At 65.8% G+C, this 24,614-nt stretch carries 21 protein-coding genes; 13 read left to right on the plus strand and 8 right to left on the minus strand.

Annotation, left to right across the window (positions count from 1 at the left end):
* Positions 1-46: 46 nt before the first annotated feature.
* From ACP15I_RS05880 to ACP15I_RS05895, 4 genes are all read left to right on the plus strand, one after another.
* On the plus strand, positions 47-925 hold the full coding sequence (locus ACP15I_RS05880; protein WP_424974327.1) for an AAA family ATPase: 879 nt from the start codon (positions 47-49) through the stop codon (positions 923-925).
* On the plus strand, positions 922-2,097 hold the full coding sequence (locus ACP15I_RS05885; RefSeq protein ID WP_424974328.1) for a vWA domain-containing protein: 1,176 nt from the start codon (positions 922-924) through the stop codon (positions 2,095-2,097). Before ACP15I_RS05880 ends, ACP15I_RS05885 begins: the two co-directional genes overlap by 4 nt.
* Positions 2,097-2,912 carry an XdhC family protein gene (locus ACP15I_RS05890; RefSeq protein WP_424974330.1) on the plus strand — a complete coding sequence of 272 codons (816 nt, stop codon included), beginning with the start codon at positions 2,097-2,099 and terminating at the stop codon, positions 2,910-2,912. The genes ACP15I_RS05885 and ACP15I_RS05890 overlap by 1 nt, the downstream gene beginning before the upstream one ends.
* Before the next feature lie 107 nt (positions 2,913-3,019).
* Complete coding sequence (locus ACP15I_RS05895; protein ID WP_424974618.1) at positions 3,020-3,472, plus strand: SRPBCC family protein; 453 nt, start codon at positions 3,020-3,022, stop codon at positions 3,470-3,472.
* Positions 3,473-3,530: 58 nt separating this feature from the next.
* On the opposite strand, the gene ACP15I_RS05900 is transcribed toward ACP15I_RS05895, so the two are convergent.
* The 5 genes from ACP15I_RS05900 to ACP15I_RS05920 all read right to left on the minus strand — a co-directional run bounded on the left by ACP15I_RS05900 (position 3,531) and on the right by ACP15I_RS05920 (position 9,370).
* On the minus strand, positions 3,531-4,508 hold the full coding sequence (locus tag ACP15I_RS05900; RefSeq protein WP_424967786.1) for a 2-dehydropantoate 2-reductase: 978 nt from the start codon (positions 4,506-4,508) through the stop codon (positions 3,531-3,533).
* 113 nt (positions 4,509-4,621) lie between these two features.
* Positions 4,622-6,163 carry an acyl--CoA ligase gene (locus ACP15I_RS05905; RefSeq protein ID WP_424974331.1) on the minus strand — a complete coding sequence of 514 codons (1,542 nt, stop codon included), beginning with the start codon at positions 6,161-6,163 and terminating at the stop codon, positions 4,622-4,624.
* A gap of 120 nt (positions 6,164-6,283) precedes the next feature.
* Positions 6,284-7,798: a tripartite tricarboxylate transporter permease gene (locus tag ACP15I_RS05910; protein ID WP_424967788.1), complete on the minus strand. Its 1,515-nt coding sequence runs from the start codon at positions 7,796-7,798 to the stop codon at positions 6,284-6,286.
* Between the two features lie 12 nt (positions 7,799-7,810).
* Positions 7,811-8,296: a tripartite tricarboxylate transporter TctB family protein gene (locus ACP15I_RS05915; RefSeq protein WP_424967789.1), complete on the minus strand. Its 486-nt coding sequence runs from the start codon at positions 8,294-8,296 to the stop codon at positions 7,811-7,813.
* A gap of 87 nt (positions 8,297-8,383) precedes the next feature.
* The gene (locus tag ACP15I_RS05920; RefSeq protein ID WP_424967791.1) at positions 8,384-9,370 is read right to left on the minus strand and encodes a tripartite tricarboxylate transporter substrate binding protein; all 987 of its coding nucleotides are present in this window, start codon (positions 9,368-9,370) and stop codon (positions 8,384-8,386) included.
* A 165-nt stretch (positions 9,371-9,535) separates the two neighbouring features.
* On the opposite strand from ACP15I_RS05920, the gene ACP15I_RS05925 reads away from it, so the two are divergent.
* Complete coding sequence (locus tag ACP15I_RS05925; protein WP_424974332.1) at positions 9,536-10,942, plus strand: helix-turn-helix domain-containing protein; 1,407 nt, start codon at positions 9,536-9,538, stop codon at positions 10,940-10,942.
* Positions 10,943-11,066: 124 nt separating this feature from the next.
* On the opposite strand, the gene ACP15I_RS05930 is transcribed toward ACP15I_RS05925, so the two are convergent.
* Both ACP15I_RS05930 and pepN read right to left on the minus strand, forming a co-directional pair.
* Positions 11,067-11,810, minus strand: coding sequence for an SDR family oxidoreductase (locus ACP15I_RS05930; protein ID WP_424974333.1), 744 nt, complete (start codon positions 11,808-11,810; stop codon positions 11,067-11,069).
* 27 nt (positions 11,811-11,837) lie between these two features.
* Positions 11,838-14,393: an aminopeptidase N gene (pepN, locus tag ACP15I_RS05935; RefSeq protein WP_424974334.1), complete on the minus strand. Its 2,556-nt coding sequence runs from the start codon at positions 14,391-14,393 to the stop codon at positions 11,838-11,840.
* A 444-nt stretch (positions 14,394-14,837) separates the two neighbouring features.
* Here pepN and ACP15I_RS05940 point away from each other — a divergent pair, with 444 nt between their 5' ends.
* From ACP15I_RS05940 to ACP15I_RS05960, 5 genes are all read left to right on the plus strand, one after another.
* Positions 14,838-16,409 carry an FAD-binding domain-containing protein gene (locus ACP15I_RS05940; RefSeq protein WP_424974336.1) on the plus strand — a complete coding sequence of 524 codons (1,572 nt, stop codon included), beginning with the start codon at positions 14,838-14,840 and terminating at the stop codon, positions 16,407-16,409.
* Positions 16,410-16,417: 8 nt separating this feature from the next.
* Positions 16,418-16,588, plus strand: coding sequence for a DUF2256 domain-containing protein (locus tag ACP15I_RS05945; protein ID WP_424974337.1), 171 nt, complete (start codon positions 16,418-16,420; stop codon positions 16,586-16,588).
* A 166-nt stretch (positions 16,589-16,754) separates the two neighbouring features.
* Positions 16,755-18,929 carry a malate synthase G gene (locus ACP15I_RS05950; protein WP_424974338.1) on the plus strand — a complete coding sequence of 725 codons (2,175 nt, stop codon included), beginning with the start codon at positions 16,755-16,757 and terminating at the stop codon, positions 18,927-18,929.
* 135 nt (positions 18,930-19,064) lie between these two features.
* Positions 19,065-19,487, plus strand: a complete 423-nt coding sequence (locus tag ACP15I_RS05955) for a GlcG/HbpS family heme-binding protein (protein WP_424967799.1) — start codon at positions 19,065-19,067, stop codon at positions 19,485-19,487.
* Positions 19,488-19,628: 141 nt separating this feature from the next.
* The gene (locus tag ACP15I_RS05960) at positions 19,629-20,408 is read left to right on the plus strand and encodes a gamma-glutamyl-gamma-aminobutyrate hydrolase family protein (protein WP_424974339.1); all 780 of its coding nucleotides are present in this window, start codon (positions 19,629-19,631) and stop codon (positions 20,406-20,408) included.
* Between the two features lie 93 nt (positions 20,409-20,501).
* Here ACP15I_RS05960 and ACP15I_RS05965 read toward each other — a convergent pair whose 3' ends face one another.
* A complete protein-coding gene (locus tag ACP15I_RS05965) occupies positions 20,502-21,092 on the minus strand; it encodes a hypothetical protein (protein WP_424974340.1) in 591 nt (196 codons plus the stop codon).
* Positions 21,093-21,214: 122 nt separating this feature from the next.
* On the opposite strand from ACP15I_RS05965, the gene ACP15I_RS05970 reads away from it, so the two are divergent.
* The 3 genes from ACP15I_RS05970 (at position 21,215) to ACP15I_RS05980 (ending at position 24,612) form a co-directional block, all read left to right on the plus strand.
* Positions 21,215-22,171 (plus strand): MBL fold metallo-hydrolase, encoded by a 957-nt coding sequence (locus ACP15I_RS05970; protein WP_424974341.1) that lies wholly within the window; start codon positions 21,215-21,217, stop codon positions 22,169-22,171.
* Between the two features lie 215 nt (positions 22,172-22,386).
* Entirely contained in the window at positions 22,387-22,863 is a 477-nt protein-coding gene (locus ACP15I_RS05975) for a methyltransferase family protein (protein WP_424974342.1), read from the plus strand.
* A 177-nt stretch (positions 22,864-23,040) separates the two neighbouring features.
* Positions 23,041-24,612, plus strand: coding sequence for a Re/Si-specific NAD(P)(+) transhydrogenase subunit alpha (locus ACP15I_RS05980; protein WP_424967805.1), 1,572 nt, complete (start codon positions 23,041-23,043; stop codon positions 24,610-24,612).
* Positions 24,613-24,614 lie beyond the last annotated feature (2 nt).

Here is a 24,614-nt window from a genome sequence, read left to right on the forward strand (position 1 = left end):
GGACGGTGTGCAAGGCGCCGGACCCTCGCGGACCTTCGGATATGACATGACACATTGGACCGACTTGCAAAGGGCCATGGGGGAGACGGGCTATGTGGCCTCGGACGATCTCGCCATGGCCCTGCATATCGCCGGGCGTCTCGGGCGGCCCCTCCTGCTGGAGGGGGCGGCGGGTGTCGGCAAGACCGAGGTCGCGCGCGTGCTGGCCGCGGTGCAGGACACGCGCCTGATCCGCCTGCAATGCTACGAGGGGCTGGATGCGGCCCACGCGATCTATGAGTGGAACTACCAGCGCCAGTTGCTGGCGATCCGGGCGGCCGCCGAGGACGGGGAGGGGGCCCGCGCCGCCGAGGCGCGCGTGTTCTCCGAGGAGTTCCTGCTCGAACGTCCGCTTCTGGCCGCGATCCGGCAGGATAAGGCGCCGGTCCTGCTGATCGACGAGATCGACCGGGCGGATGAGGAGTTCGAGGCCTACCTGCTGGAGATCCTGTCGGAATACCAGATCACCGTCCCCGAGCTTGGCACCCTGAAGGCCGTCACGCGACCCACGGTTGTCCTGACCGCCAACGGCACGCGGGATCTGAGTGATGCGCTTCGGCGGCGCTGCGTCTACGCCTATGTGAACTATCCCAGCCGCGAGACGGAGCTTGCGATCCTGGTCGCGCGCTGTCCCGAGATCGCCGATCATCTGGCGGCGCAGATCGTCGGCTTCGTGCAATCGGTGCGGCGCGAGGATCTGGAAAAGAAGCCGGGCATCGCCGAGATGCTCGACTTCGCCGCGGCGCTGTCGGGGCTCGGGATCGCGGATCTGAACGATGATCCGCAGGTGCTGGGCGCGACGCTGGCGACCCTGCTCAAGACCCGGACCGACCGGGATGCACTGCCTCTCGAGGTCGCCCAGCGGTTGGCGGGCAAGGCGGCATGAGCCGCGTCACCCGCTTTGCCGCCCGCGATGCCGGCCCGGCGGCGCGCATGGCCGGGTTCATGGCCCATCTGCGCAGCCACGGCATGACGCTGGGCGTCGGCGCGACCGAGCTGGGGCTCGAGGCGCTGGCCTGCGTGGATGCCACGCGCCCGGCCACGGCCCGGGCCGCCCTGCGCGCGGTCTGTGCCGGGTCGCAGGCCGAGGTGGCGCAGTTTGACGGGCTTTTTGATGCCTATTGGCTCAATGGCGGGCGCGTTCGGGAAAAATCCGTGCCGAGCCCCAAGGCGCCCACGCCGCAAAACAGCTCTTCCGAGATCGCGGATGGCCCGCAGGGCGGACGCGGACGGGCCGAGAGCCCTGAGGACGGCGCAGGCGACGCAGAGACGGACGGCGCAGGCAAGCTCATCGCCTCGCAGGTCCAGAACCTGATGAAAAAGGATCTGCGCGACGTGGTGTCGGCTGCGGATATCCGCGCGGCTGAGCGCGTGGCCGAACGTTTGGGCAAGGCGCTGCGTGATCGCCGGTCGCGGCGTCGCAAGGCCGCCACGCGCGGCCCCGGCATCGACTTTCGCCGCACGATCCGGCGGTCCCTGGCCACGGGCGGCGAGCCCCTGCGCCTTGCGCGCCGCCGCCGCCCGGAGCGCCCGGTAAAGATCGCAGCACTCTGCGACGTGTCGGGCTCGATGACGGTCTATGCCCGGGTCTTTCTGGCCTTTCTCGCGGGGCTGATGCGGGCCGATCCCGCCTCGGATGCCTATCTCTTTCACACCCGTCTGGTGCGGATCACCGGCGCGCTGCGCGACGAGGATCCGATCCGCGCCCTGAACCGGCTCAGCCTGCTGGCCGACGGGTTCGGGGGTGGCTCGCGGATCGGCGCGGCGCTCGACACCTATGCCAGCACCTATGCGCGCCGTTTCGTGGATAACCGGACGGTCGTGCTGATCCTGTCCGATGGCTACGACACGGGCGAAACCGGCCAGACCGGCGCGGCGCTGGCGCGTCTGAAACGCCGGGGCTGCAAGATCGTCTGGCTGAACCCCCTGAAATCATGGCGGGATTACGCGCCGGTCTCGGGGGCGATGGCGGCGGCCCTGCCGCATCTCGATCTCTTTGCCCCGGCGGCGACCCTTGCGGATCTGGCCGCGCTTGAAACAGAACTGGGAGGGCTGTGATGGACGCTCTGGAACGCGAAATGGCCGGTCTGCGGGCCGAGGGCCGCGCCTTTGCGGTGGCCACGGTGGTCCGCACGCTCGAGGCGACCTCCGCCAAGCCCGGGGCCAAGGCGCTGGTCTCGGCCGAGGGCGAGATACTGGCGGGTTGGGTCGGCGGCGGCTGCATCCGCGGGGCCATCGGGCGCGCTGCGCGCGAGGCCGTGGCTGATGGTGAGACGCGGTTTCTGTCACTGCGCCCCGAAGAGATCCTCGAGGCTGAGGGCGTCGCCCCCGGCGAAGAGCGCGCGGGCGTCCGGTTTGCCCGCAATGGCTGCCCTTCCAAGGGCTCGATGGATGTGTTCGTCGAGCCGGTCCTGCCGCGCCCGGTCCTGCAGATCTGCGGGGCGGGTCCCGTGGCGCGTGCGCTGGCCCGGCTTGGGGCCGGGTTCGATTTCGATCTGGCGCTTGCCGCGCCGGGCCTGTCGGCCGAGGAGGCGCCCGAGGGCGTGCGCCTCGCTGACAGCTATGCCTTTGATACGGGCGCGGATGCGGCCCGCTTTCTCGTGATTGCCACGCAAGGCAAGGGCGATGAAGCGGCCCTGCGTGCGGCCCTGGCCGCCGGGGGCAGCTATATCGCCTTTGTCGGCAGCCGCCGGAAATTCGCGACCCTGCGCGCCCGGCTCGAGGCTGACGGTCTCGCCCCCGCGCTGCTCGATCAGGTCAAGGCACCCGCCGGGCTCGACATCAAGGCGATCACCCCCGAGGAGATCGCCCTGTCGATCCTCGCCGAGATCGTCGCCGCCCGCCGCAGCCCCCAGCGGGAGGCGGGCGCATGAGGGCCCTGTTCCTGCGGCTGGTCGCCCGGCTCAAGCCCACCAAGGCCCAGGCCGATGTCCTGAGCCGCATCAAGTTTCCCTGTTGCTGAGAGGAGGACGCCATGTCCCTGAACCTGACCGATGAGATCGAGATCCCCGCACCGCGCGCGGCGGTCTACGCCGCCCTGAACGACCCGGAGATCCTCCGCGACTGCATTCCCGGCTGCGAAGAGCTGATCCAGCATTCCGAGACCGAGCTCGAGGCGAAGGTCGTGCTCAAGATCGGGCCGGTCAAGGCGCGCTTCACCGGCCATGTCACCCTCGATCCAAGCGGTGCGCCGGAGCGGTTCTCGCTGGTGGGCGAGGGCTCCGGCGGGGCGGCGGGCTTTGCCAAGGGCGGCGCGGATGTGGTGCTGGAGGATCGCGGCGCGGCAACGCTCTTGAGCTATACAGCCAAGGCCGAGATCGGCGGCAAGCTTGCGCAGCTCGGCTCCCGGCTCGTGGCGGCAACCGCGAAAAAGCTTTCGGCGAAATTCTTTGCCAGCTTCAAGGACAAGGTCGCCGAGACGGCCGACGCCTGAGCCCACTCACGGAATGCAGGCCCCTGAGGGCGCGCGGTCAGCGCGCCCTTTTTCGTGCCTAGTAGAGCCCGGCGGTCTTGCCGCGCAGGGCAACAAGGGCCAGCACCGTGTCGATGGTGGGCGTCGGCGTTTCCGTCAGACGGCCGAGCTCTTGCACCGAGCTCACCAGCGCGTCGATCTCCATCGGACGGCCCTGATCGAGATCCTGCCACATGGAGGTCCGGTGCGCGCCCACGGCGGCCCCGCCATCGATACGCTTTTCCACATCGATCGGGAATTTCACGCCCAGCTTTTCGGCGATCTCCTGCGCCTCGAGCATCATGCCCTTGGCCACGGCCCGCGTGCCCGGATCGGTGCAGAGCACATCCAGCGTCGCATGGGTCAGGGCCGAGATCGGGTTGAACGACAGGTTCCCCCAGAGCTTCACCCAGATCTCGTCGCGGATCCGCGGGCGCACGGGCGCCTTCAACCCAGCCGAGGACAGCGCCTTGGACAGCGCCATCGCCCGATCCGAGCGTTCGCCCGATGGCTCCCCCAGCGAGAAGCGGTTGCCCTCGATATGGTTGATCACACCGGGCTCGATCACCTCGGCCGCCGGGTAGACCACGCAGCCCAGCACCCGGTCCGGGCCGAACCCGTCCCATTGTGCGTTCCCCGGATCTACCGAGGCCAGCCGCGTCCCCTCCAGATCCGTGCCGATCTTGTGGAAATACCACCAGGGCACGCCGTTCACGCCGGACACGATCGTGGTCTCGGGCCCGATCAGGGGCTGCATCTTCGGCACGACCGGCGGCACCGAATGCGCCTTCAGCGTGACGATCACATAGTCCTGCGGGCCCAGATCCTCGGGATTGTCCGAGGCGGTGACCGACACCGTGCTGCGCTGGTCGCCCTCTTCGATCAGGGTCAGCCCGTTCGCCTGCATCGCCGCCAGATGGGGCCCGCGCGCCACGAGGCTCACATCCGCGCCCGCTTGTGCCAGTTTCACGCCCATATAGCCGCCGATGGCCCCGGCGCCGAACACACAGATTTTCATGGAAGTCTCCCACGCCCGCCCGGTCGCGCGCGCTCTTCTTCATTGTTCCCAAAATACTCCCGCCGGAGGCGTCCCGCAGCGGCCACCGGCAACAGGGTCGGATCAGGCGCGGGTCAGGCGGCCTGCTCCACGAGGCCGAGCTTCTCCGCCATGCCGATCCGCTGGATTTTGCCCGTGGCGCCCTTGGGCAGTTCCTCGAGCAGCACGACCTTGCGCGGCACCTTGAAATCCGCAAGACGCGAGGCGGCAAAGTCGCGAATATCGCGCTCGGTCATCTCGGACCCGTCGGTCAGCACCACGGCGGCGGCAACCTCTTCGCCGAGCTTGGGATGGGGCAGGGCGAAGGTGACGACCTGCGCGATCTCTGCATGATCCAGCAGGATCGCGTCCACCTCCAACGGAGAGACCTTCTCGCCGCCGCGGTTGATGATCTCTTTCAGGCGCCCGGTCAGGGACAGATAGCCCTCGGCGTCAAACGCGCCCTGATCGCCGGTCCGGAACCAGCGCGCGCCCTCGGCCTCGAAAAAGCTCTTGGCATTGGCGTCCGGGTTGCCCTCGTAGCCCGGGGTCACATTGGGCCCCGAAATCACGACCTCGCCAATCGTACCATTGTCGATCAGCACATCGTCGCTCTCGTGGGCGATGCGCACGAGCGGCCCGGCGGGCACGCCGACCGAGCCGGCCTTCTGCGTGTCAAAGCCCAGCGGGTTGGAACACATCTGGTGCGTGGCCTCGGTCATGCCGTAGCCCTCAATCACCGGCGCGCCGAATGTCTTTTGCAGCTCGGCCATCACGGGCGGCGGCAGGGAGGCCGAGGACGAGCGCAGGAAGCGCAGATTGGCCCCGGCGATGATCTCGGCATTGCGGCCCGCGCGGCTCAGGATCGCCTGATGCATGGTTGGCACGGCGGTGTACCAGCTGGGTTTGCAGGTCTCGAGCTGACCGAAAAAGGCGAGCGCGTTGAAGCCCGGCGTGCACCAGATCGACGCCCCGGCCTCGAGCGAGGCCGACACGGCCGCGATCAGCCCGTGGATATGGAAGAGCGGCATGACATTCATGCAGCGATCCGCCGGGGTCAGCTCCAGCGAGGTTCGGATATTGGCCGCCGACGCCGCCACGTTCGACTGCAGGAGCGGCACGATCTTGGGGCGCGAGGTCGTGCCCGAGGTGTGCAGGATCAGGGCCACATCATCCGGGGTCGGCGCAGCGGTCTCGGCGGTTCCGGCGCTGCCCTCGGGGGTCAGCGTGAAGGTGCCCGCGGGCTCAGCCGCGTCAAAGGCCAGACGGATCACCGTCAGGTTCGAGCTCCGCGCGGCAGCCAGGGCGGGGCCGTCATAGCCCTCGGCCAGAACAATCGCCTTGGCGCTCAGATCGCTCAGGTAGAACTCGTATTCTTCCTGCCGGTAGCCCGGGTTCAGCGGGGCCGTGGTCGCGGTCTGCGCGATGGTGACAAAGGCCGAGGCCATCTCGGGCCCGTTGGGCAGCACGATGGCCACCCGGTCGCCCCGTCCCACGCCCGCCGCATGCAGCGCATCGCGCGTCGCGGCGCTCTGGGCGCGCAGCCCGCCATAGCTCAGCCAGTCCCGCTCGGGTGCGCCAATGGCGGGCGCATCCTCCGCATGGGTTGCGATCAGCTCAGAAACCGTCTGTGCCATGAAAAGTCCCCTCGTCTTTCTTCTTCGTCTCGGTCGCGCGTGCCGGCGGTTGCTCCGGTCCTCATACGCGCGACGGGTCTGCGGGGCCCGCTCCCGTGGGCCCCAGGGTCCGCCCCGGCGTTACTCCGCCGGGACCTGCTTCTTGCCGGGCTTTTTCACATACTTCAGCAGGGGAAGCAGGAAGAAAACCAGCGCCAGAACCATGAATGTAGCCGACAGCGGGCGCTCGACAAATGCAAACACATTGCCTTGCTCCATCACCAGCGTCTGACGGAAGCTTTTCTCCATCAGCGGGCCGAGCACGAGGGCCAGCACCAGCGGCGCGAGCGGGTAATCCGCCTTGCGCAGGACATAGCCCGCAATGCCGAAGGCCGCGATCAGCCAGACATCGTGGATCTTCTGGCTCGGGGCGAAACCGCCCACGATGCACAGCACGATGACCACCGAGCAGAGCACGGTGAAGGGCATCCGCAGCGCCCAGACAAAGAGCGGGATCAGCGCGAGGTTGATCAGCACCGCCGCCACATTGGCCGTGTAAAGCGAGCTGATCATGCCCCAGACGAAGTCCGGCTGCTCGATGAACAGCATCGGGCCGGGCACCAGGCCCCACATCACCATGCCGCCCAGCAAGAGGGCCGTGGTCGGCGAGCCCGGGATGCCCAGGGTCAGCATCGGCAAGAGGGATCCGGTCGAGGCGGCGTTATTGGCGGTTTCCGGGGCGGCGACGCCCTCAATCTCGCCCTTGCCGAAATTCTCGGATTTCTTGGAGGTCGTGCGCGCGATGCCATACGCCATCAACGCGGCCGGTGTGGCCCCTGCGGCTGGCAGCATCCCGACGAAGAAGCCGAGGAACGAGCCCATGGACATGGTTTTCCACAGCTGGTTCATCCGGCGCATCCCGGCGCGCAGTTCGGAAAAGGTGATCTTGGCTGCGGTGACCGTAGGCGAGGATTTCGATGTCTCGATCGTGTAGAGGATCTCGCCGATCCCGTAGACCCCGATGGCCAGCACCAGGAAGGAGATCCCGGAATAGAAGCCCGGCATATCCCCGAAAATCAGCCGCGGTTGCCCTGAGATCAGGTCCAGACCAACCGTGCTCAGCACGAGGCCGAGACAGATCATCACGATGGTCTTGAGTGCATCGTCGCCGCCCAGACCCACAAAGGTCGTGAAGGCCAGAAGGACAAGCGCGAATTCCTCAGCTGGTCCGAAGGCGAGGGCGAGATCCGCAAGCGGGATCGCGAAAGCGGTGAAGAGGATGACCGAGATCGTCCCGCCCACAAAAGACGCGACAGCCGCCGCGATGAGCGCGAGGCCAGCCTCGCCCTTTTGCGCCATGGGTCGGCCATCAAAGGTGGTCGCGACCGCGGTCGAGGCGCCGGGAATGCCCAGCAGGATCGAGCTGACCGCGCCGCCATACATCGCGCCGTAGTAGATGGCGCAGAGCAGAATGATCGCCGAGGCGGGGGGCACGACAAAGGTCAGGGGCAGCACGATTGCCACCCCGTTGACCGATCCCAATCCGGGCATTGCGCCAATGAACAGGCCCACGGTCACGCCGATGATGACGATGAACAGGTTGAGCGGGCTCAGGGATGTTGCGAACCCTTCGGCCAGCAGAGCAAAGATATCCATGTCCGGGGTCCTTTAGAAAAACGCGGCGTAGAGCGGCAGGAACAACGGTTCTGTCACGCCCTTGGGCAGCAGGATTTTCAGGGTCACTTCGAAAAAGAAGAAGAGAAACACGGGCACGGAGAGAGTCAGGATCGCCGTGAGCTTCCAGCCATGGCCGCCATAGATCCGCAGATACCAGATCATGAAGAGCGGGATCGCCACATAGGCGCCGACGACCGGCAAGAGCGCGATCGTCACCACAAGGGAGATCGACACGGCCAGAACCGCCCGGCGCGTTTCGGGGTCGAAAAAGGGCTCTTCGGGCGCCTCGCTGCGCAAGGATCGCAACAGGATCGCGGCCGATGTCAGCAGCATGATACCGGAGAGCCAGAACGGAAATGCGCCGCCTCCCGGGCCTTCATACTCGACCCAGCCAATGGGCAGCACCAATGCGTGGATCATGAAATATCCCGACAGACCCATCAGGGCCATCGCGATCAGGCTTTCGGCTTTCAGCATGCCCCAACCCCTTGTGAATGCTTGTTCTTATATGCAAGCGCGGGCCGCCTTCCGGGGCCGCCCGCGCTCTGTCCGGCGTAGGGGATCTTACGAGCCGGTTTCACCTGCCATTTCCTTCAGGATCGCGGCGTGCTTCTCGCGCTCCTCGAGGAAATAGGCCTGCAATTCATCCCCGGTGAGGAAGTCCGACATCAGAGCCTTCTCCTCGGTGTAGGTCTGCCATTCCTCGGTCTGGGCAAGGCCCTCGAACATGGCGGTGTAATAGGCCACGGCCTCGGCGGGCATGTCCTTGGGACCGACGAAGGAGCGCTGCATCCAGTAGACGATGTCATGGCCAAGCTCGGTCGCGGTGGGCACGTCGGGGAAGACAGCCAGACGCTCGGGCGTGAAGGCGGCGATCGGGCGGACCTTGCCTGCTTTCCAGAAACCCATCTGCTCGGACGGGTTGTTCACGGTCGCATCGATATGGCCACCGACCAGGTTCTTGGCCACGGTGCCGCCCCCTTTGAAGGGCACATAGGTGTGCTTGATGCCGAACTCTTTCTCGAGCATCGCGGTCACGAGGCTGTCTTCCTGCCCGGTGCCGGTGCCGCCCATCTTCCAGGTGCCGCCAGCGTCCTTCACCGCGGCCACATAATCGTCGAGCGTCTGGATGTCGCTATCGGCATTGACCCAGAGCACGAAGGTGTCGAGCGCCATGCGCGCCAGCGGGGTGTACTCGGCGATATCCACGCCGATATCCGTGCGGATCGGGGTGGTATAGTAGCTGTTCAGGGTGGCCATGATGACATGGGCGTCGCCCGGCTTGTCCTTCAGGTAGCGCAGCGCCTCAGCGCCGGAACCGCCGCCTTTGTTCACGGGCAGCACGGGCATGGAGGCCAGGTTTTCTTTCTGGATGATCGACTGGAACAGACGCGCGAGACGGTCCGCACCGCCGCCCTGACCGGCCATGATCACCATCTCGATCGGCTTGTTGGGCTTCCAGTCGTCGTCGGCCATGGCGGGGGCGGCGAGGGATGTCGCGGCGGCGGCGGCGACGGCCATTGCGGCGCGGCGGGTAAAGTTGAGTGTCATATGGTGTCCTCCCTGATGACCTTTGAGCGACCCTTTCGGGCCGCGCCCCGTGCTGGGCGTGAGGTGCAACATGGAGCGGCGTTCCGCAGATTTCACTGGATTTCGGGTTGGCGTGTTATATGTCTGAGCAACAGAGACGAAACTTGTAATGTTGTAAGGTTTGGCATGCGCAAGACCCTTGTGGGCCCCCGGCTGCGGGCGCTGCGGCGCGAGCGCAAGCAGACGCAGGCAGAGATGGCCCAGGCCCTCGGTGTCTCCGCGGCCTATGTCAACCTTCTGGAGAACAACCAGCGCTCGCTCTCGGTACAGATGCTCATGGCGCTGACCGAGACCTACAACGTGGATTGGCGCGATCTGGTCAAGGATGACGCGGCCACCCAGCTGACGGATCTGCGCCATGCCATGCAGGACCCGGTGTTTGACGATGCGGCTCCGGACCTGACGGAACTGCGCGCGGCGCTGGATCATGCGCCCAAGCTGGTGGCGCGGTTCCTGCAGCTTCACCAGTCCCATCGCGCGACGCTGGAGAAGGTGATGCGCATTGGCTCTGACGGGGGGCTGCCCGATCTGGTGGCGACCTCGCCCGAGACCATCATCCACGACTTTTTTCGCAATCATCGCAATCACTTCGACGAGCTCGAATGCGCCGCCGAGGCCGTGCGTGCAGCTATGCCCGGCGGGCCGGATGACATCTATTCCGACCTCAAGGACCGGCTCAGCCGCCAGCATGGGATCACCGTCACGCTGGAGCGGATCCACGACATGCCCGACAGCCTGCGGGTCTATGACGAGGCGGCCAGGCGCCTGCGCCTGTCAGAGGCGCTCGATCATCCCAACCGGATTTTCCAGCTCGCCCATGTGCTGGGTCTCGTGGAATTCCCCGAGATTTTCGACAGCCTGACGGCGGGGGCGGGGCTCTCGGAGAAGTCTGGTCTGGCGCGCTGTCGGGTGGAGTTGGCAAACTATTTCGCGGCCGCTCTGCTGATGCCCTATGAGCCGATCCTCGAGCTGGCGGAGCGCACGCGGTATGATGTGGACCGGATCGCGGCGGCGTTTTCCGTGGCCTTCGAGCAGGTCTGTCACCGGCTCACCACCTTGCAGCGGGACGGGGCCAAAGGGGTGCCGTTTTTCTTCATGCGGATCGACAAGGCGGGAAATGTTACGAAGCGATTCAACTCCACGTCGTTTCACTTGGCGGAGTATGGCGGGGCCTGTCCGGTGTGGAACATCCACAACACCTTCACCTCGCCCGGTGTGATCCTGCCGCAATTCGTGGAACTGCCCGATGGGGAGCAGTTCTTCACCATCAGCCGGACCACGGATCGCCCGGTGTTCAGCCGCGACACCCAGGAGCGCCGACTGGCGGTGGCGCTGGGATGCGAGCTGAGCCATGCGGAGCGGATCGGCTATGCCGCGCCCTATCGGCTGAGCGACACCAAGCTTTTCGGCAAGATCGGGATCAATTGTCAGATGTGCCCGCGCCAGAGCTGCTCGCAGCGGGCGCATCAGCCGCTGCATATGGATCTGCCGCTGGACACCAACCGGCGTGGCAACACCCGCTACGAGAGCTGATCGATCTGTGGGGGGGCGTGGGCTTGGCTCGGGAGGTTTTGCGCCGCGCTGCGCGCGTCGCCCGGGGCGAGAGGGGCCAGCCCCTCTCGCGCTCTCCCCGGGATATTTCCAGACTTAAGTCAGATCAGCGCCCGCCTGCGACATCGAGCAGGGCGCCGGTCGTGTAGCTGGCCTCATCCGAGAGCAGGTGCAGGATGGCGCGGGCCACTTCTTCGGCGCTGCCGGGGCGTGCAAGGGGCACGGTATGGGCCAGATCGGCGGCGCGGTCGGGCAGACCGCCCTTGGCGTGGATCTCGGTGGTGATGATGCCCGGTCGCACGGCATTGACGCGGATGCCCTCGCCCGCGACCTCGAGCGCGAGGCCCTTGGTGAAGGTGTCGATGGCGCCTTTGGATGCGGCGTAATCGGCATATTGGTTCGGTGACCCCAGACGGGCCGCAGCGGAAGAGACGTTGACGATGGCACCGCCCGACCCGCCATGGCGGGTGGACATGCGGCGCACGGCCTGCCCGGCCACGAGGATCGCGCCCACGGTGTTGACGGCGAACATGCGGGTCACGCGATCTGCGCTCATCTCGTCGACCCGGGCAGGCACATCCACGATCCCGGCATTGTTGATCAGGCCGGTGAGCGGCGCGCCCACCGCGTCGATCTCGGCAAAGAGCCCCGGGATCTGGTCGGAATCGCCCAGATCCGCGGCATGGAGCGAGCTGGTGGCCCCGGACGCCGCGCAATCGGCCGCGACGGCGGCCGCGCCATCGGCATCGGAGCGGTAGTGCAGCGACAGGTGCAGGCCCGGGCGCGCGGACAGCCGGGCGCAGGCGGCGCCGATGCCCGCGCTGGCGCCGGTGATGAGGAGATGAGGCAAGGGAGGGCTCCGTTGGGTTATGCGAGGTCAGGCGGCGAGGATGCGCCCGACCATTTCGGTGACATCCCGTGACAGGCCCGGGGTTGCAGCGATCCGTTCCAGCTCGATCTTGATCAGGCGCTGGCGCTTCTCGTCATAGCGGGTCCAGCTGTCAAAGGCACTCGACATCCGCGCGGCGGTTTGGGGGTTGAGCGGGTCGAGCCGGATCAGCCAGTCGGCCAGAAGCTCGTAGCCCTCGCCCGACGCCGTGTGAAAGCCTGCGGTGTTCATGGCCAGCGCCCCGAGTGTGCTGCGGAAGCGGTTGGGGTTCTTCCAGTCGAAATCCGGGTGCGCGGTCAGGGCCTTGCAGGCGCGCACGGCCTTGTCAGGCGCCGCGAGCGAGATTTGCAGCGCGAACCATTTATCCATGACCAGACGGTCGCCGGACCATTGTTCATAGAAGGTGCTGACCGCGTTGGTGCCCTTGCCGATGCTCAGCAGTGCAGAGAAGGCCGAAAGCTGTTCGGTCATGTTGTCGGCCCCGAGGAACTGCGCCTTGGCCCGCGCACCCTCATCGATCTCGGACAGCAGACGCAGCGCTGTGCCGCGCAGGGCACGCTGGCCCGCAGCCTTGGCATCGGGGGTGTAGGGGCCCGGAACGGCCATGGCGTCATAGAGCTGGCCAAAGGCCTCGGCGCCATGGGTCGCGATGGCCCGGGTCAGGGACTTGCGCGCCGCATAGATCGCATCGGGATCCGGCGTCACCCCGCCCGAATGGAGGGTCTGGGCCAGATCATCCTCCGAGGGGAGCGCGAGCGCCAAGGCCCGGAAGGCCGGATCGAGGCTCGGATCCTGCGCCACGGTCATGACCGCGTCGAGAAACGCCTCCGCCGGGGCGGTGGTTTCGGTGATCATGGTGATCAGCGTGTCCTTGGCCAGACTGCGCCCGGCCTCCCACCGGTTGAAGGGGTCTGTGTCGTGCGCCAGCAGCAGCAGCCGATCCGCGCGGCTGATCCCGTGACGCAGCCGCACCGGAGCCGAGAACCCGCGCAGCAGCGAGGGCACCGGGCGTTCGGGCAGGCCCTCGAACCGGAAGGATTGTGTCTGTTCGCGCAGCACCAGCGTTTGGGAGGGCACAAGCTCTGCCCCGTCGCGGCCCAGAAGCCCGGTGGTCACAGGGATCACCTGGGGGGACTTGTCGCTCTGGCCCGGTGTCTCGGGCAGGTCCTGGCGCAGGGTGAGCGTGTAGGTCCCGTCCGACCAGGCCTCTGCCACGTCGAGCGTCGGTGTGCCGGCCTGCGCATACCAGAGCCGGAACTGTGCGAGATCCTCGCCCGTGGCCTCTTCGAAGACGGCGATCCAGTCCTCGATCGTGCAGGCCTCGCCATCGTGCCGCTCGAAATAGAGGTCACAGCCCTTCCGATAAGCCTCGGGCCCGATCAGGGTGCGCAGCATTCCGATCACCTCAGCGCCCTTTTCGTAGACCGTTGCGGTGTAGAAGTTGTTGATCTCGATGTATTCCTCGGGCCGCACCGGGTGCGCAAGCGGTCCCGCATCCTCGCGGAACTGGCGCGCGCGCAGCATCAGCACATCGTCGATCCGCTTGACCGCGTGGGAACGCATGTCGCCCGAGAATTGCTGGTCGCGGAAGACGGTCAGCCCCTCCTTGAGGCAGAGCTGGAACCAGTCGCGGCAGGTGATGCGGTTGCCGGTCCAGTTGTGGAAATACTCATGGGCAATGATCCCCTCGATCAGCTCGTAGTCGCGATCGGTCGCCGTTTCGGGCGAGGCGAGCACGTATTTCGAGTTGAAGATATTGAGGCCCTTGTTCTCCATCGCGCCCATGTTGAAATCGTCCACGGCGACGATCTGAAAGATGTCGAGATCGTATTCGCGGCCATATTCCGTCTCGTCCCAGCGCATGGAGCGTTTCAGCGCATCCATGGCATAGGCGCATTTACCCTCATCCCCCGGACGGACCCAGATTTTCAGCGCGACCTCGCGGCCCGAGGCCGTGGTGAAGCTGTCCTCCACGGCGACGAGCTGGCCCGCCACCAGCGCAAAGAGATAGGCGGGCTTGGGCCAGGGATCGGTCCAGCGGCCATGGCCATCCGGGTTGCCATTGGACAGGAGCACCGGCGTGCTGCCATCCTCGTTGCCCAGAATGCGGACATCGAACGGGGCCATCACATCCGGGCGGTCCGGATAGAAGGTGATCTTGCGGAAGCCTTCGGCCTCACACTGAGTGCAATACATGCCTTTCGACATGTAGAGCCCCTCGAGCGCGGTGTTTTCCGCCGGTGTGATCTGCACCTCGCATTCCCATGTGAACGGGCCGTCCGGCAGCTCGGCGGCCGGAACCGTCAGCCCGGTCGCATCCGGCGTCAGGTCGAGCCAGCGGCCATCCACGGTCGCCCGGATCAGGCGTAGGTCTTCCCCATCGAGCCGCATATCCGCCCCGGAGGAGAGTGGCGTGATCTTGAGCGTTGCGATGACCCGCGTCGCCACCGGGGCGAGGCGGAATTCCAGCGCCACATGGTCGATGCGAAACGGATAGGGGGTGTAGTCGGCAAGACGGATTGTCTGGGGGGCGGCGTCGCGCATTGCGGGCTCCTGCTGATGGGCGTCTTTGCAATTTGCGACAGTTTTTCGGGAATGGCCAGTGGCCCTGAACGCTCGTGCGCGCGCCCCGTGCCATCCGTCTCGGCGCCACCGTCCCGCAAGGCCGCCAAGTCGCCGAACGCCGAGGGAGTGTGGCGGGCAGGGGGATCGCTGTAGCGGCGGCATTAAAGCTGTCGTTCCGGGGGGCCGTTCCCGTGGCGGTCAGGCCCGTTGTCGGGTCACCTGCGGTTGAGGGCAAGAACGGATTGCGGTCGATCATGCTCCGTTCGATCTGCACGGTGGGAGGATCGCTGCATCAAATGGCGACAGATCGGCTGCGCTCGCGGATAGGGAAACGGGCTGCTCGTTACGCACTCTGGACTTTGGTCGGGACATCGCGCCCGCAGGCTGTCTTGACCGACGGGCGCGCACGCTAGTTCGACAGGCATGACCGCTCTTTCTCCTGTTCTTGTCTGGTTCAAGCGTGACCTGCGCGTCGAGGATCATCCGGCCCTCTGCGCGGCGGCCGCCCTTCGTCCGGTCCTGCCCGTCTATGTGGTCGAGCCGGAGTACTGGGCCGAGCCCGATACATCCGCCCGGCAATGGGCCTTCACGCGCGAGAGCGTGGCGAGCCTGGCGGTCGCCCTTGCCCGGCTGGGCGCACCCCTGCGCATCGAGACCGGGCAGGCGGTCGCCGTTTTCGAGACCTTGCGCGTCACCCATGGCATCACCCGGATGATCAGCCATGAGGAGACCGGGAACAGCTGGACCTTTGCCCGGGATCGGGCCGTTGCCGCATGGGCCCGGGCGCAAGGGGTGCGGTGGGACGAGCTGCCGCAATCGGGCGTGGTCCGCCGCCTGGCCGGGCGCGATGGCTGGGCGCGCCAGCGCGATCAACGCATGGCCACGCCGCAACAGCCCGTGCCCGCGCTGCGCGGGGTGGCAGAGGACGGGGCCATGGGCAGCGGGCTGCCAGAGGCCGCGGATCTCGGTCTGGCGGCGGATCCATGCCCCGGGCGGCAGCTGGGCGGACGGGACGCGGCGCTGTCGCTGCTCGGCGGGTTTCTGACCGAGCGGGGCCAGACTTATCGCGCGGCCATGGCCAACCCACTGGACGGGGCCTCGGCCTGCTCGCGTCTCAGCCCCCATCTGGCGCTGGGCACCCTGTCGGGCCGCGAGGCGACCCAGGCCGCCAAGGCCCGCAAGGTCGAAGCCAAGGGCACCCGGGACGGTTGGATCGGTGCCATGAAGAGCTTCGAGGCCCGTCTCGCCTGGCGCGATCACTTCATGCAGAAGCTGGAGGATCAGCCCAGCCTCGAGCATCGCTGCCTGCACAGCGCATATGAAGGGCTCCGTCCGGCCCAGCCCGACGCAACGCGGCTCGGGGCCTGGGCGCGGGGGGAGACCGGGCTGCCCTTTGTGGATGCCTGCATGCGGTCGTTGATCGCCACGGGCTGGCTGAACTTCCGGGCGCGGGCGATGCTGGTGGCGGTGGCCTCCTATCACCTCTGGCTCGACTGGCGAGCGTCTGGGGTGATCCTCGGGCGGTACTTCACGGATTTCGAGCCGGGGATCCACTGGCCGCAGGTGCAGATGCAATCGGGCACGACGGGGATGAATACGGTGCGGATCTACAATCCCGTCAAGCAAGGTCATGACAACGACCCGGCGGGGGTATTCACCCGACGCTGGCTGCCGGAGCTGGCGCGCGTGCCGGATCGCTACCTGCAGGAGCCCTGGCGCTGGGACGGGGCCGGGCAGATCCTCGACCGTCACTACCCCGCGCCCATCGTCGATCCCAAGGCGGCCGCCGCCGAGGCACGCCAGAAGGTCTGGGCGATCCGCACAGGCGCGGAATTCCGCGCCGAGGCCGCGCATGTGGTCGAGAAACACGCCAGCCGCAAGGATCCCCAGGGGCGGTTTGTGGACGACCGCGCGCCTCGCAAGGCGAGGCGCGCCACGGCGACGCGGACACGCGGCGCAAAACCCGCCCCGGATCAGTTGAGTTTCGATCTCTGATGGGGCGGATGCGCAAGAAAACCGACCTGCCCAGCAAGACCTGTGCGGCCTGCGGTCTGCCATTCAACTGGCGCAAGAAATGGGCGCGGGATTGGGAGGCGGTGAAATACTGCTCGGACCGCTGTCGCCGGAGCCCGCGCGCCCTAACTTCCGACAAAGACGAAGCCCGAACGTCATAAAATTGCGCAACCGCAAGAAATGGCCCGCTTTGGTCGTTTTTTCGAACCGATTTTACGAAGTCTTGTTGCCTATCGGAAACTTCTTCCCTAGTTCGTGTACGAACGCATACAATGGGGCACAGGGCCCGGGTCTTGGGGACTGGCGGGCCAAAGGAGGACGTAGGACATGGAACGGGTTGATCGCCAAGGGCTCCGGGTGGCCGCCGATCTGGCGCAGTTTATCGAGACGCAAGCGCTCCCGGGGACCGGTGTCGCGGCAGAGGCCTTCTGGACAGGGTTCTCGTCGCTGGTCCATGACGAAGGGCCGACCAATCGCGCGCTTCTGGCCAAGCGGGCGGAGCTGCAGGCCCAGATCGATGCCTGGCATGTGGCCCATCGCGGCGCGCCCCATGATGCGGAGGCCTACACGGCCTTCCTGCAGGAGATCGGCTACCTTGTCCCCGAGCCTGCGGATTTCTCTGTCGAGACCGCCAATGTCGATCCCGAGATCGCGACCATCCCCGGCCCGCAGCTCGTGGTGCCGATCACCAATGCACGCTACGCCCTGAATGCGGCCAATGCCCGTTGGGGGTCGCTCTATGATGCGCTTTACGGCACCGACGCCATGGGCGACGGCCCGAGCGGCAAGGGCTATGACCCCGAGCGCGGCGCCCGTGTGATGGCCTGGGCGCGCCAGCATCTGGACGCGGCCGCCCCGCTCGCGGGCGTGTCCTGGGCGGATGTGACCCGCGTGGATGTGGCCGATGGCGCGCTGGAGCTTGTCGCCGGCGATCTGCGCCCGCTCGTCGATCCGGACCAGTTCGTGGGCTATACCACCGGCCCGGCAGGGGATGTGACCTCGGTGCTGCTGCGCAAGAACGGGCTGCATCTGCGGGTGATGATCGACCCCACCAGCCCGATCGGCGCTGCGGACCCGGCAGGGATTTCGGATGTGCTGCTCGAGGCGGCGGTCTCGGCGATCATGGATTGCGAGGACAGCGTGGCAGCGGTGGACAGCGCCGACAAGGTGCAGGCCTATGGCAATTGGCTGGGCCTGATGAAGGGCGATCTGGCCGAGGAGGTGTCCAAGGGAGGCAAGACCTTCACCCGTGCCCTGGCCGAGGACGTCACGGCGAGCGCGCCGAATGGCGATCCTCTGGTGCTCAAGGGGCGCGCGCTCATGCTGATCCGCAATGTCGGGCATTTGATGACCAACCCCGCGATCCTTGATCGCGACGGCGCCGAGGTGGGCGAAGGCCTGATGGATGCCATGGTCACGACGCTTATCGCCATACATGATCTGGCGCGGGACGGGGGCAACTCGGTCCATGGCTCGGTCTATGTGGTCAAGCCCAAGATGCATGGCCCCGAAGAGGTCGCCTTCACCGACACGATTTTCACCCGGGTGGAGACCGCGCTGGGCCTGCCGCGCAACACGGTCAAAATCGGCATCATGGATGAAGAGCGTCGGACCTCGGCCAATCTCAAGGCCTGCATCCATGCGGCCAAGGCCCGGGTCGCCTTCATCAATACCGGCTTTCTCGACCGGACGGGCGACGAGATCCACACCTCCATGGAGGCGGGGCCCTTCCTGCCCAAGGGCGATATGAAGGGCACGGCCTGGATCGCGTCCTATGAGGATCGCAATGTGGATATCGGGCTGGCCTGCGGTTTGCAGGGCAAGGCGCAGATCGGCAAGGGCATGTGGGCCATGCCAGACCTGATGGCGGGCATGCTGGAGGCCAAGATCGGCCATCCGCAGGCTGGGGCCAATTGTGCCTGGGTGCCGTCACCCACGGCGGCGACGCTGCATGCCACCCATTACCACAAGGTCGATGTTTTCGCCCGGCAGGACGAGATTGCCGCAGGCGGTGCCCGGGGGCGCTTGTCTGACCTGCTGACCATTCCGCTGCTCGATGGGCGCAATCTCAGCGCCGAGGAAATCACCGCCGAGATCGAGAACAATGCCCAGGGCATTCTCGGCTATGTGGTGCGCTGGGTTGATCAGGGGGTCGGATGTTCCAAGGTGCCGGACATCCATGACGTCGGCCTGATGGAGGACCGCGCGACCTGCCGGATCAGCTCTCAGGCGCTGGCCAACTGGCTGCATCACGGGGTGGTGTCGCGGGATCAGGTCATGGAGGGCATGCGCAAGATGGCCGCCGTGGTGGATGCGCAGAACGCATCGGATCCCAGCTATCAGCCCATGGCGCCCGGCTTTGACGGGGTGGCCTTTGCGGCGGCCTGCGATCTGGTCTTCGAGGGCCGGGTGCAGCCCTCGGGCTATACCGAGCCGGTGCTCCATGCCCGGCGGCTCGAGCTCAAGGCGCAGACCGCCCAGCCCGCCAGCCTCAGCGCGTAGGATCGGGGGCGGCGAGCCCATGCGCCCGCCGCGGACCCGCCCCGCACAGCGTTCGGGCCCTGACGGCGCGGACGCCTCCCTTTTTCCCAGTCTCCGGCGATGCGCGTCGCGCCCGCCTTACCATCAGGACGTATCATGATTTCCATTCGCAAAGCCCGCTCCATCATCAAGGCCACCCTCGCCAAGGGTAAGGAGATGGAGCTCAAGCCCCTCACAGTCATCGTACTGGACGCAGGCGGCCATCCGATTGCCTTCGAGCGCGAGGATGGGGCCAGCCCGGGCCGGTTCGAGATCGCGCGGGGCAAGGCCTATGGCGCGGTGATGCTGGGTCTGCCCGGCTCGGCACAGATGGCCCGCGCCGAGAGCCAGGCCTATTTCATGGCCGCGATGAACGGTGCCTTCGAAGGCAAGGTCGTGCCGGTGCCCGGCGGCGTTCTGGTGCGCGACCGCAAGGGCGCCGTGATCGGGGCCGTAGGCGTGACAGGCGATACCTCGGAGAACGATGCCGCCGCGGCCACCGCCGCCATCGAGGCCGCCGGGTTCTTTGCCGACGCCTGAGCGGTGCCACGACGCGCAGCGACTTGAGCAGGGCGCACAGAGACGCACATGGGCTGTGCGGCCCTGTGCGCCCCTGTCTCTCGACCCGATCCGGGAAATGCCATATATCCAGCGCTGTACCACAGTTTCACAGGATGTATCATGGCGCGCCCGGTCGTAGGGATTATCGGCAATTCATACCTGATCAACGATCAATACCCGGTCCATGCCGGCGGATCGATGAACTCTTGCGCCATTAGCCATGTGGCGGGCGCGATCCCCTTCATCGTCCCCTCCGACCCCGAACTCGTCCAGGTCGAAGAGTTGCTGGAAGTGTGTGACGGCTTCGTCCTGACCGGGGCCCGCGCCAATGTGCATCCCGAAGAGTACGGACATATCCCCACGGAAAAACACGGCGATTTCGACCGCGCTCGGGACCGGATCACCTTGCCGCTCGTGCGGGCCTGTGTGGAACGGGGGCAGCCGTTCCTCGGCATCTGTCGCGGGTTTCAGGAGGTCAATGTCGCCATGGGCGGAACCCTCCACCCGGAGATCCGCGAGATCCCGGGGCGCGAGAACCACCGCATGCCCCCCGACGGGACGCTGGAAGAAAAGTTCGAGATCCGCCAGACCGTTTCGGTCTCGCCCAACGGTCCCTTCGCGCGTGTCTTTGGATCTGCCGAGGTGCGGACCAACACGTTGCATGGCCAAGGCATCATGGAGGCGGGACCGCGCGTGATCATCGACGGGCACGCGCCCGATGGCACGCCGGAGGCGATCTATATCGCCGATGCGCCGGGCTTCACGCTGTCGGTGCAGTGGCACCCGGAATGGAACGCCGATCAGGACCCGGTCTCGCGCCCGCTCTTCACCGCCTTTGGCGATGCGGTCCGCGCCTGGGCCGATGGACGCCGCCCGGTGCCCGTGGCGATTTCGGCCTAGCGGACCCCTCAAAAGCGGATCCGTGCCCCCAAGACGTGTCCAAGACCTCCGGGCTCTCTAGGAAGCTTTGGCAAGTTGTTGAAACCACAAGTCTTATGGGGCGGTGTCAGAGTTCTCCACGACACGCCACTCTTTGACCGCCACGCCGTACCCGCGCTGTCTTGGGATATGCTCGATAGAGAAGCCTGCGCGCTCCAACTCTTCGACAAGCGGCACTGTCACGTTTTCCAGCTTCTCATCGAAATCGATGGATCCAAAGAAATGGCTGTCCCCGGAGGTGGTTTCGACGCTGAACCCCTTCCTGCCGCGTTTGGCTTCGTGAAAGCTCCTGTTTGCAACGCGATCATCGAAAGACTTGATCGCCGCAACGTCACGCCATGGGACATGGATGCGTTCTTCCTTGATGCGAGGGAGTGTTCTTTTGACAAAACGGATGCCGCCCTCGTCCGTCGAAACCAGCGGTGATTTATCCAAGTATCCGCGGATGCAATGCGTCATCAAAGCGATCCCCAAGAGGATCCCGCTCCCGCCAAGCGCTAGGTTCAGCATGCCATCCAGGGTGAGGAGGTAGCCTTCACCAGCGGTGAGTGCCCCGTAGGCGAAGAACAGGGATGGCGCCAAGATAATTAGAACGACAAATGCCATACTGTGTCGTAGCTTGAGAAGGCTGCGTTTGACGATCATTTCTTGCATCTCCAATGGCAGAGTGGCTCTGGATTTTTTGGACTATGGCGGTCTTAGTGGGGCTCGCAACAGACTGGACATTACATTCATAAAATGGAATGTTTTGGGCAGGAGGAAACACCATGCCCAAATTGCCCAGTCTCTTGGCCTGTACGGCGATCGCCTTGCCCCTTGCGGCCCATGCCAGCGAGGACATTCCCGACCAGTACCCGCAGAGCCCGCTCTATTCCAAGCCGGTGGAGGTGATCCCCCATGTCTGGTCCGCGATCGGGGCGACCGCGCCGCCGACCTATGAGAATGCCGGGCATAACAACAATCTCAGCTTCATCCTGACGGGCGCCGGGGTGGTCGTCGTCAATGGTGGAGCCTCGGCGCAGTTGGCCGAAGCGCTCCATGCCGAGATCCGGACGATCACCGACCAGCCCGTGGTGCTGGTGATCAACGAGAACGGGCAGGGGCATGCCATGCTCGGCAACTCCTATTGGCGCGATCAGGGGGTGGAGATCCTCGCCCATGCGGATGCGGCCCATGAGTTCGAGGAATACGGTGCGCAGATCCTAGAAGGCATGAAGCGCTACAACCGCGACCGGGCCGAGGGCACGCGGCTGGTCGCCCCCGACCGGACCTTTGAGGAGCGCGAGGTGATTGAGCTCGGCGATGTGCGGATCGAGGTCCTGCATCTCGGCCCGGCGCACAGCCCGGGCGACATCCAGGTCTGGCTGCCGGACTGGGAGATCGTGATCGCGGGCGACATGGCCTTTCACGAGCGGATGCCGCCGATCTTTGCCGATACCGTGACCTCGGAATGGGTCGAAACCTGGGAGACCGCCTTCGAGCCGCTCGGGGCGACCTATGTGATCCCGGGCCATGGCCACCCGACCAACATGGCGCAGGTCCGGCGCTACACCCGCGATTACCTCGTCTATCTGCGGGGGCAGATCCGCGCCCATATCGATGAGGGCGGCGATCTGAGCGAGGCCTATTACGTGGACCAGACCCCCTATGCCCATCTCGACACTTATGAGGAGCTCGCGACCAAGAATGCGGGCCGGGTCTACGAGGAGATGGAGTGGGAGTGACCCCTTTCGCCCGTCCGGTTGCCCGGGTCGTTCGCCGATCCGGGCCCGCTGGCCCATGAGCTCTGCGCAAATCGCACAAAAAACCGCCGCGCATCTTGACGCAGTGCCCGAACGGGGCTTTGTGCCGGGGCTGCATCAATTTCGCGCTTGAGATGTGTCGCAGGGCGCGTCTAACTCGCCAGGAAACAGCGGCCCGCGCCGCGTTGGAGACCGCCATGGGCAACCCGTTTCGCGACCTCACTCTGGACCAGATGCTCGACATTCCGCCGCTCTGGCTGCTGATCTGTGCGCTGCTCGGCTGGGCTCAGGCAGAGTTCCTGCCCATTGGTCCTCCGGGCGGGGCGGTGACCGACCTGCTGGGGGGCGTTCTGGTGGGCGGAGGGATCCTGCTCATCCTGCTGGCCGCGCTGGAATTTCGTAAGCATTCCACAACGATAGTCCCGCATTTGACCCCGGGCACCCTGCTGACTGAGGGGATTTTCCGGCGTACGCGCAACCCGATCTACCTGGGCGATGTCCTGATCCTGACCGGGCTGATGCTGCGCTGGGAGGCGTGGATTTCCCTGCCTCTGGCGGCGGCCTTGGTCTATATTCTTGACCAGCGCTTCGTGCGCGCCGAAGAGGAGCGCGCCCGCGCGGCCTTTGGCGCGCGCTTCGATGCCTATTGTGCACAGACCCGGCGCTGGCTCTGATCCCTGCTGCAATTGTATACGAAGGTATGCTTGTATCGCACGGCAAGCTATGCGCCCATTGCATGGGGGCGTCTCGAACTGGTGGCGCTAACACCCTGTTGCGGCAAATCAAATCCGAGTGTTAAGAGGCCATTTGAACGAAAAGCCCGCTTGGGTGGAAACGGGAAAGGAAGACACGTGAAGATCGGGGCACCGAAGGAAATCTTTCCTGGCGAAGCACGAGTTGCGATGACGCCAGACTCTGCACTTCAGTTGCAGAAACTCGGATATGAATGTGCAATCGAAACCGGCGCGGGCGACGCGGCTGGCTTTGCGGACGCACTTTACGAGGCCAATGGGGTAGAGGTCGTCAAGACCGCCGCCGCGCTGTTCAAGGCGGTGGACATCGTCGCGAAGGTGCGCCCCCCCAGCGAGACCGAGGCCAAGCGTCTGCGCAAGGGCCAGCTCTTGATCAGCTTCTTCTATCCGGCTGCCAACGAGGCGCTGATGGATCTGGCCAAGGACAAGGGCGCGAGCGTCATTGCCATGGACATGGTCCCGCGCATCAGCCGCGCCCAGAAGATGGATGCGCTGTCGTCGATGGCCAATATCGCGGGCTACCGCGCGGTGATCGAGGCGGGCAACAATTTCGGTCGCTTCTTCACGGGTCAGATCACGGCGGCTGGTAAAGTGCCGCCCGCCAAGGTGCTGGTTGTGGGCGCCGGTGTGGCCGGTCTGGCCGCCATCGGGACCTCGACCTCGCTGGGTGCGATCACCTATGCGTTCGACGTGCGCCCCGAAGTGGCCGAGCAGGTTGAATCCATGGGCGCCGAGTTCGTCTTCCTCGATTTCGAGGAAGAGCAGCAGGATGGCGCGGCCACGGGCGGATACGCCTCGGTCTCCAGCCCCGAATTCGCGGCGGCCCAGCTCGCCAAGTTCCGCGAACTGGCCCCCGAGATGGACATCGTGATCACCACCGCGCTGATCCCGAACCGCGAAGCGCCCGAGCTCTGGACCAAGGACATGGTCGAGAGCATGAAGCCTGGCTCGGTCATCGTCGATCTCGCCGCCGAGAAGGGCGGCAACTGCAAGCTGACCGTCATGGACGAGAAGATCGTCACCGATAATGGCGTGACCATCATCGGCTATACGGACTTCCCGAGCCGGATGGCGGCGCAGTCTTCGACGCTCTATGCGACCAACATTCGTCACCTGATGACCGATCTGACCCCTGAGAAGGACGGTCAGACCAATCACGACATGGACGATGACGTGATCCGCGGGGCGACCATCACCCATGCGGGCGAAATCACCTTCCCGCCGCCCCCGCCGAAAATTGCGGCCATCGCGGCGCAGACCAAGGAAAAGCCCAAGGAGAAGACCCCCGAGGAGATCAAGGCCGAGGAGGCCGCGGCCTTCAAGGCGCAGACCAAGAACCAGGTCACGCTTCTGGCCGTTGGCGCGGCGCTGCTGCTGGGGGTGGGCCTGATTGCGCCCGCGAGCTTCATGCAGCATTTCATCGTCTTCATCCTGTCGGTCTTCATCGGCTTCCAGGTCATCTGGAACGTGGCACACTCGCTGCACACGCCCCTGATGGCGGTGACCAACGCAATTTCGTCGATCATCATTCTCGGCGCGCTGATCCAGATCGGATCGAGCTCGCTCCTGATCACCGTGCTCGCCGCGGCGGGCATCTTCATGGCCTCGGTGAATATCTTCGGCGGCTTCCTCGTGACACGGCGCATGCTCGCCATGTTCCAGAAATCCTAAGG

The sequence above is a fragment of the Dinoroseobacter sp. S124A genome, assembly GCF_049801015.1.
Lineage (GTDB): Bacteria > Pseudomonadota > Alphaproteobacteria > Rhodobacterales > Rhodobacteraceae > Dinoroseobacter.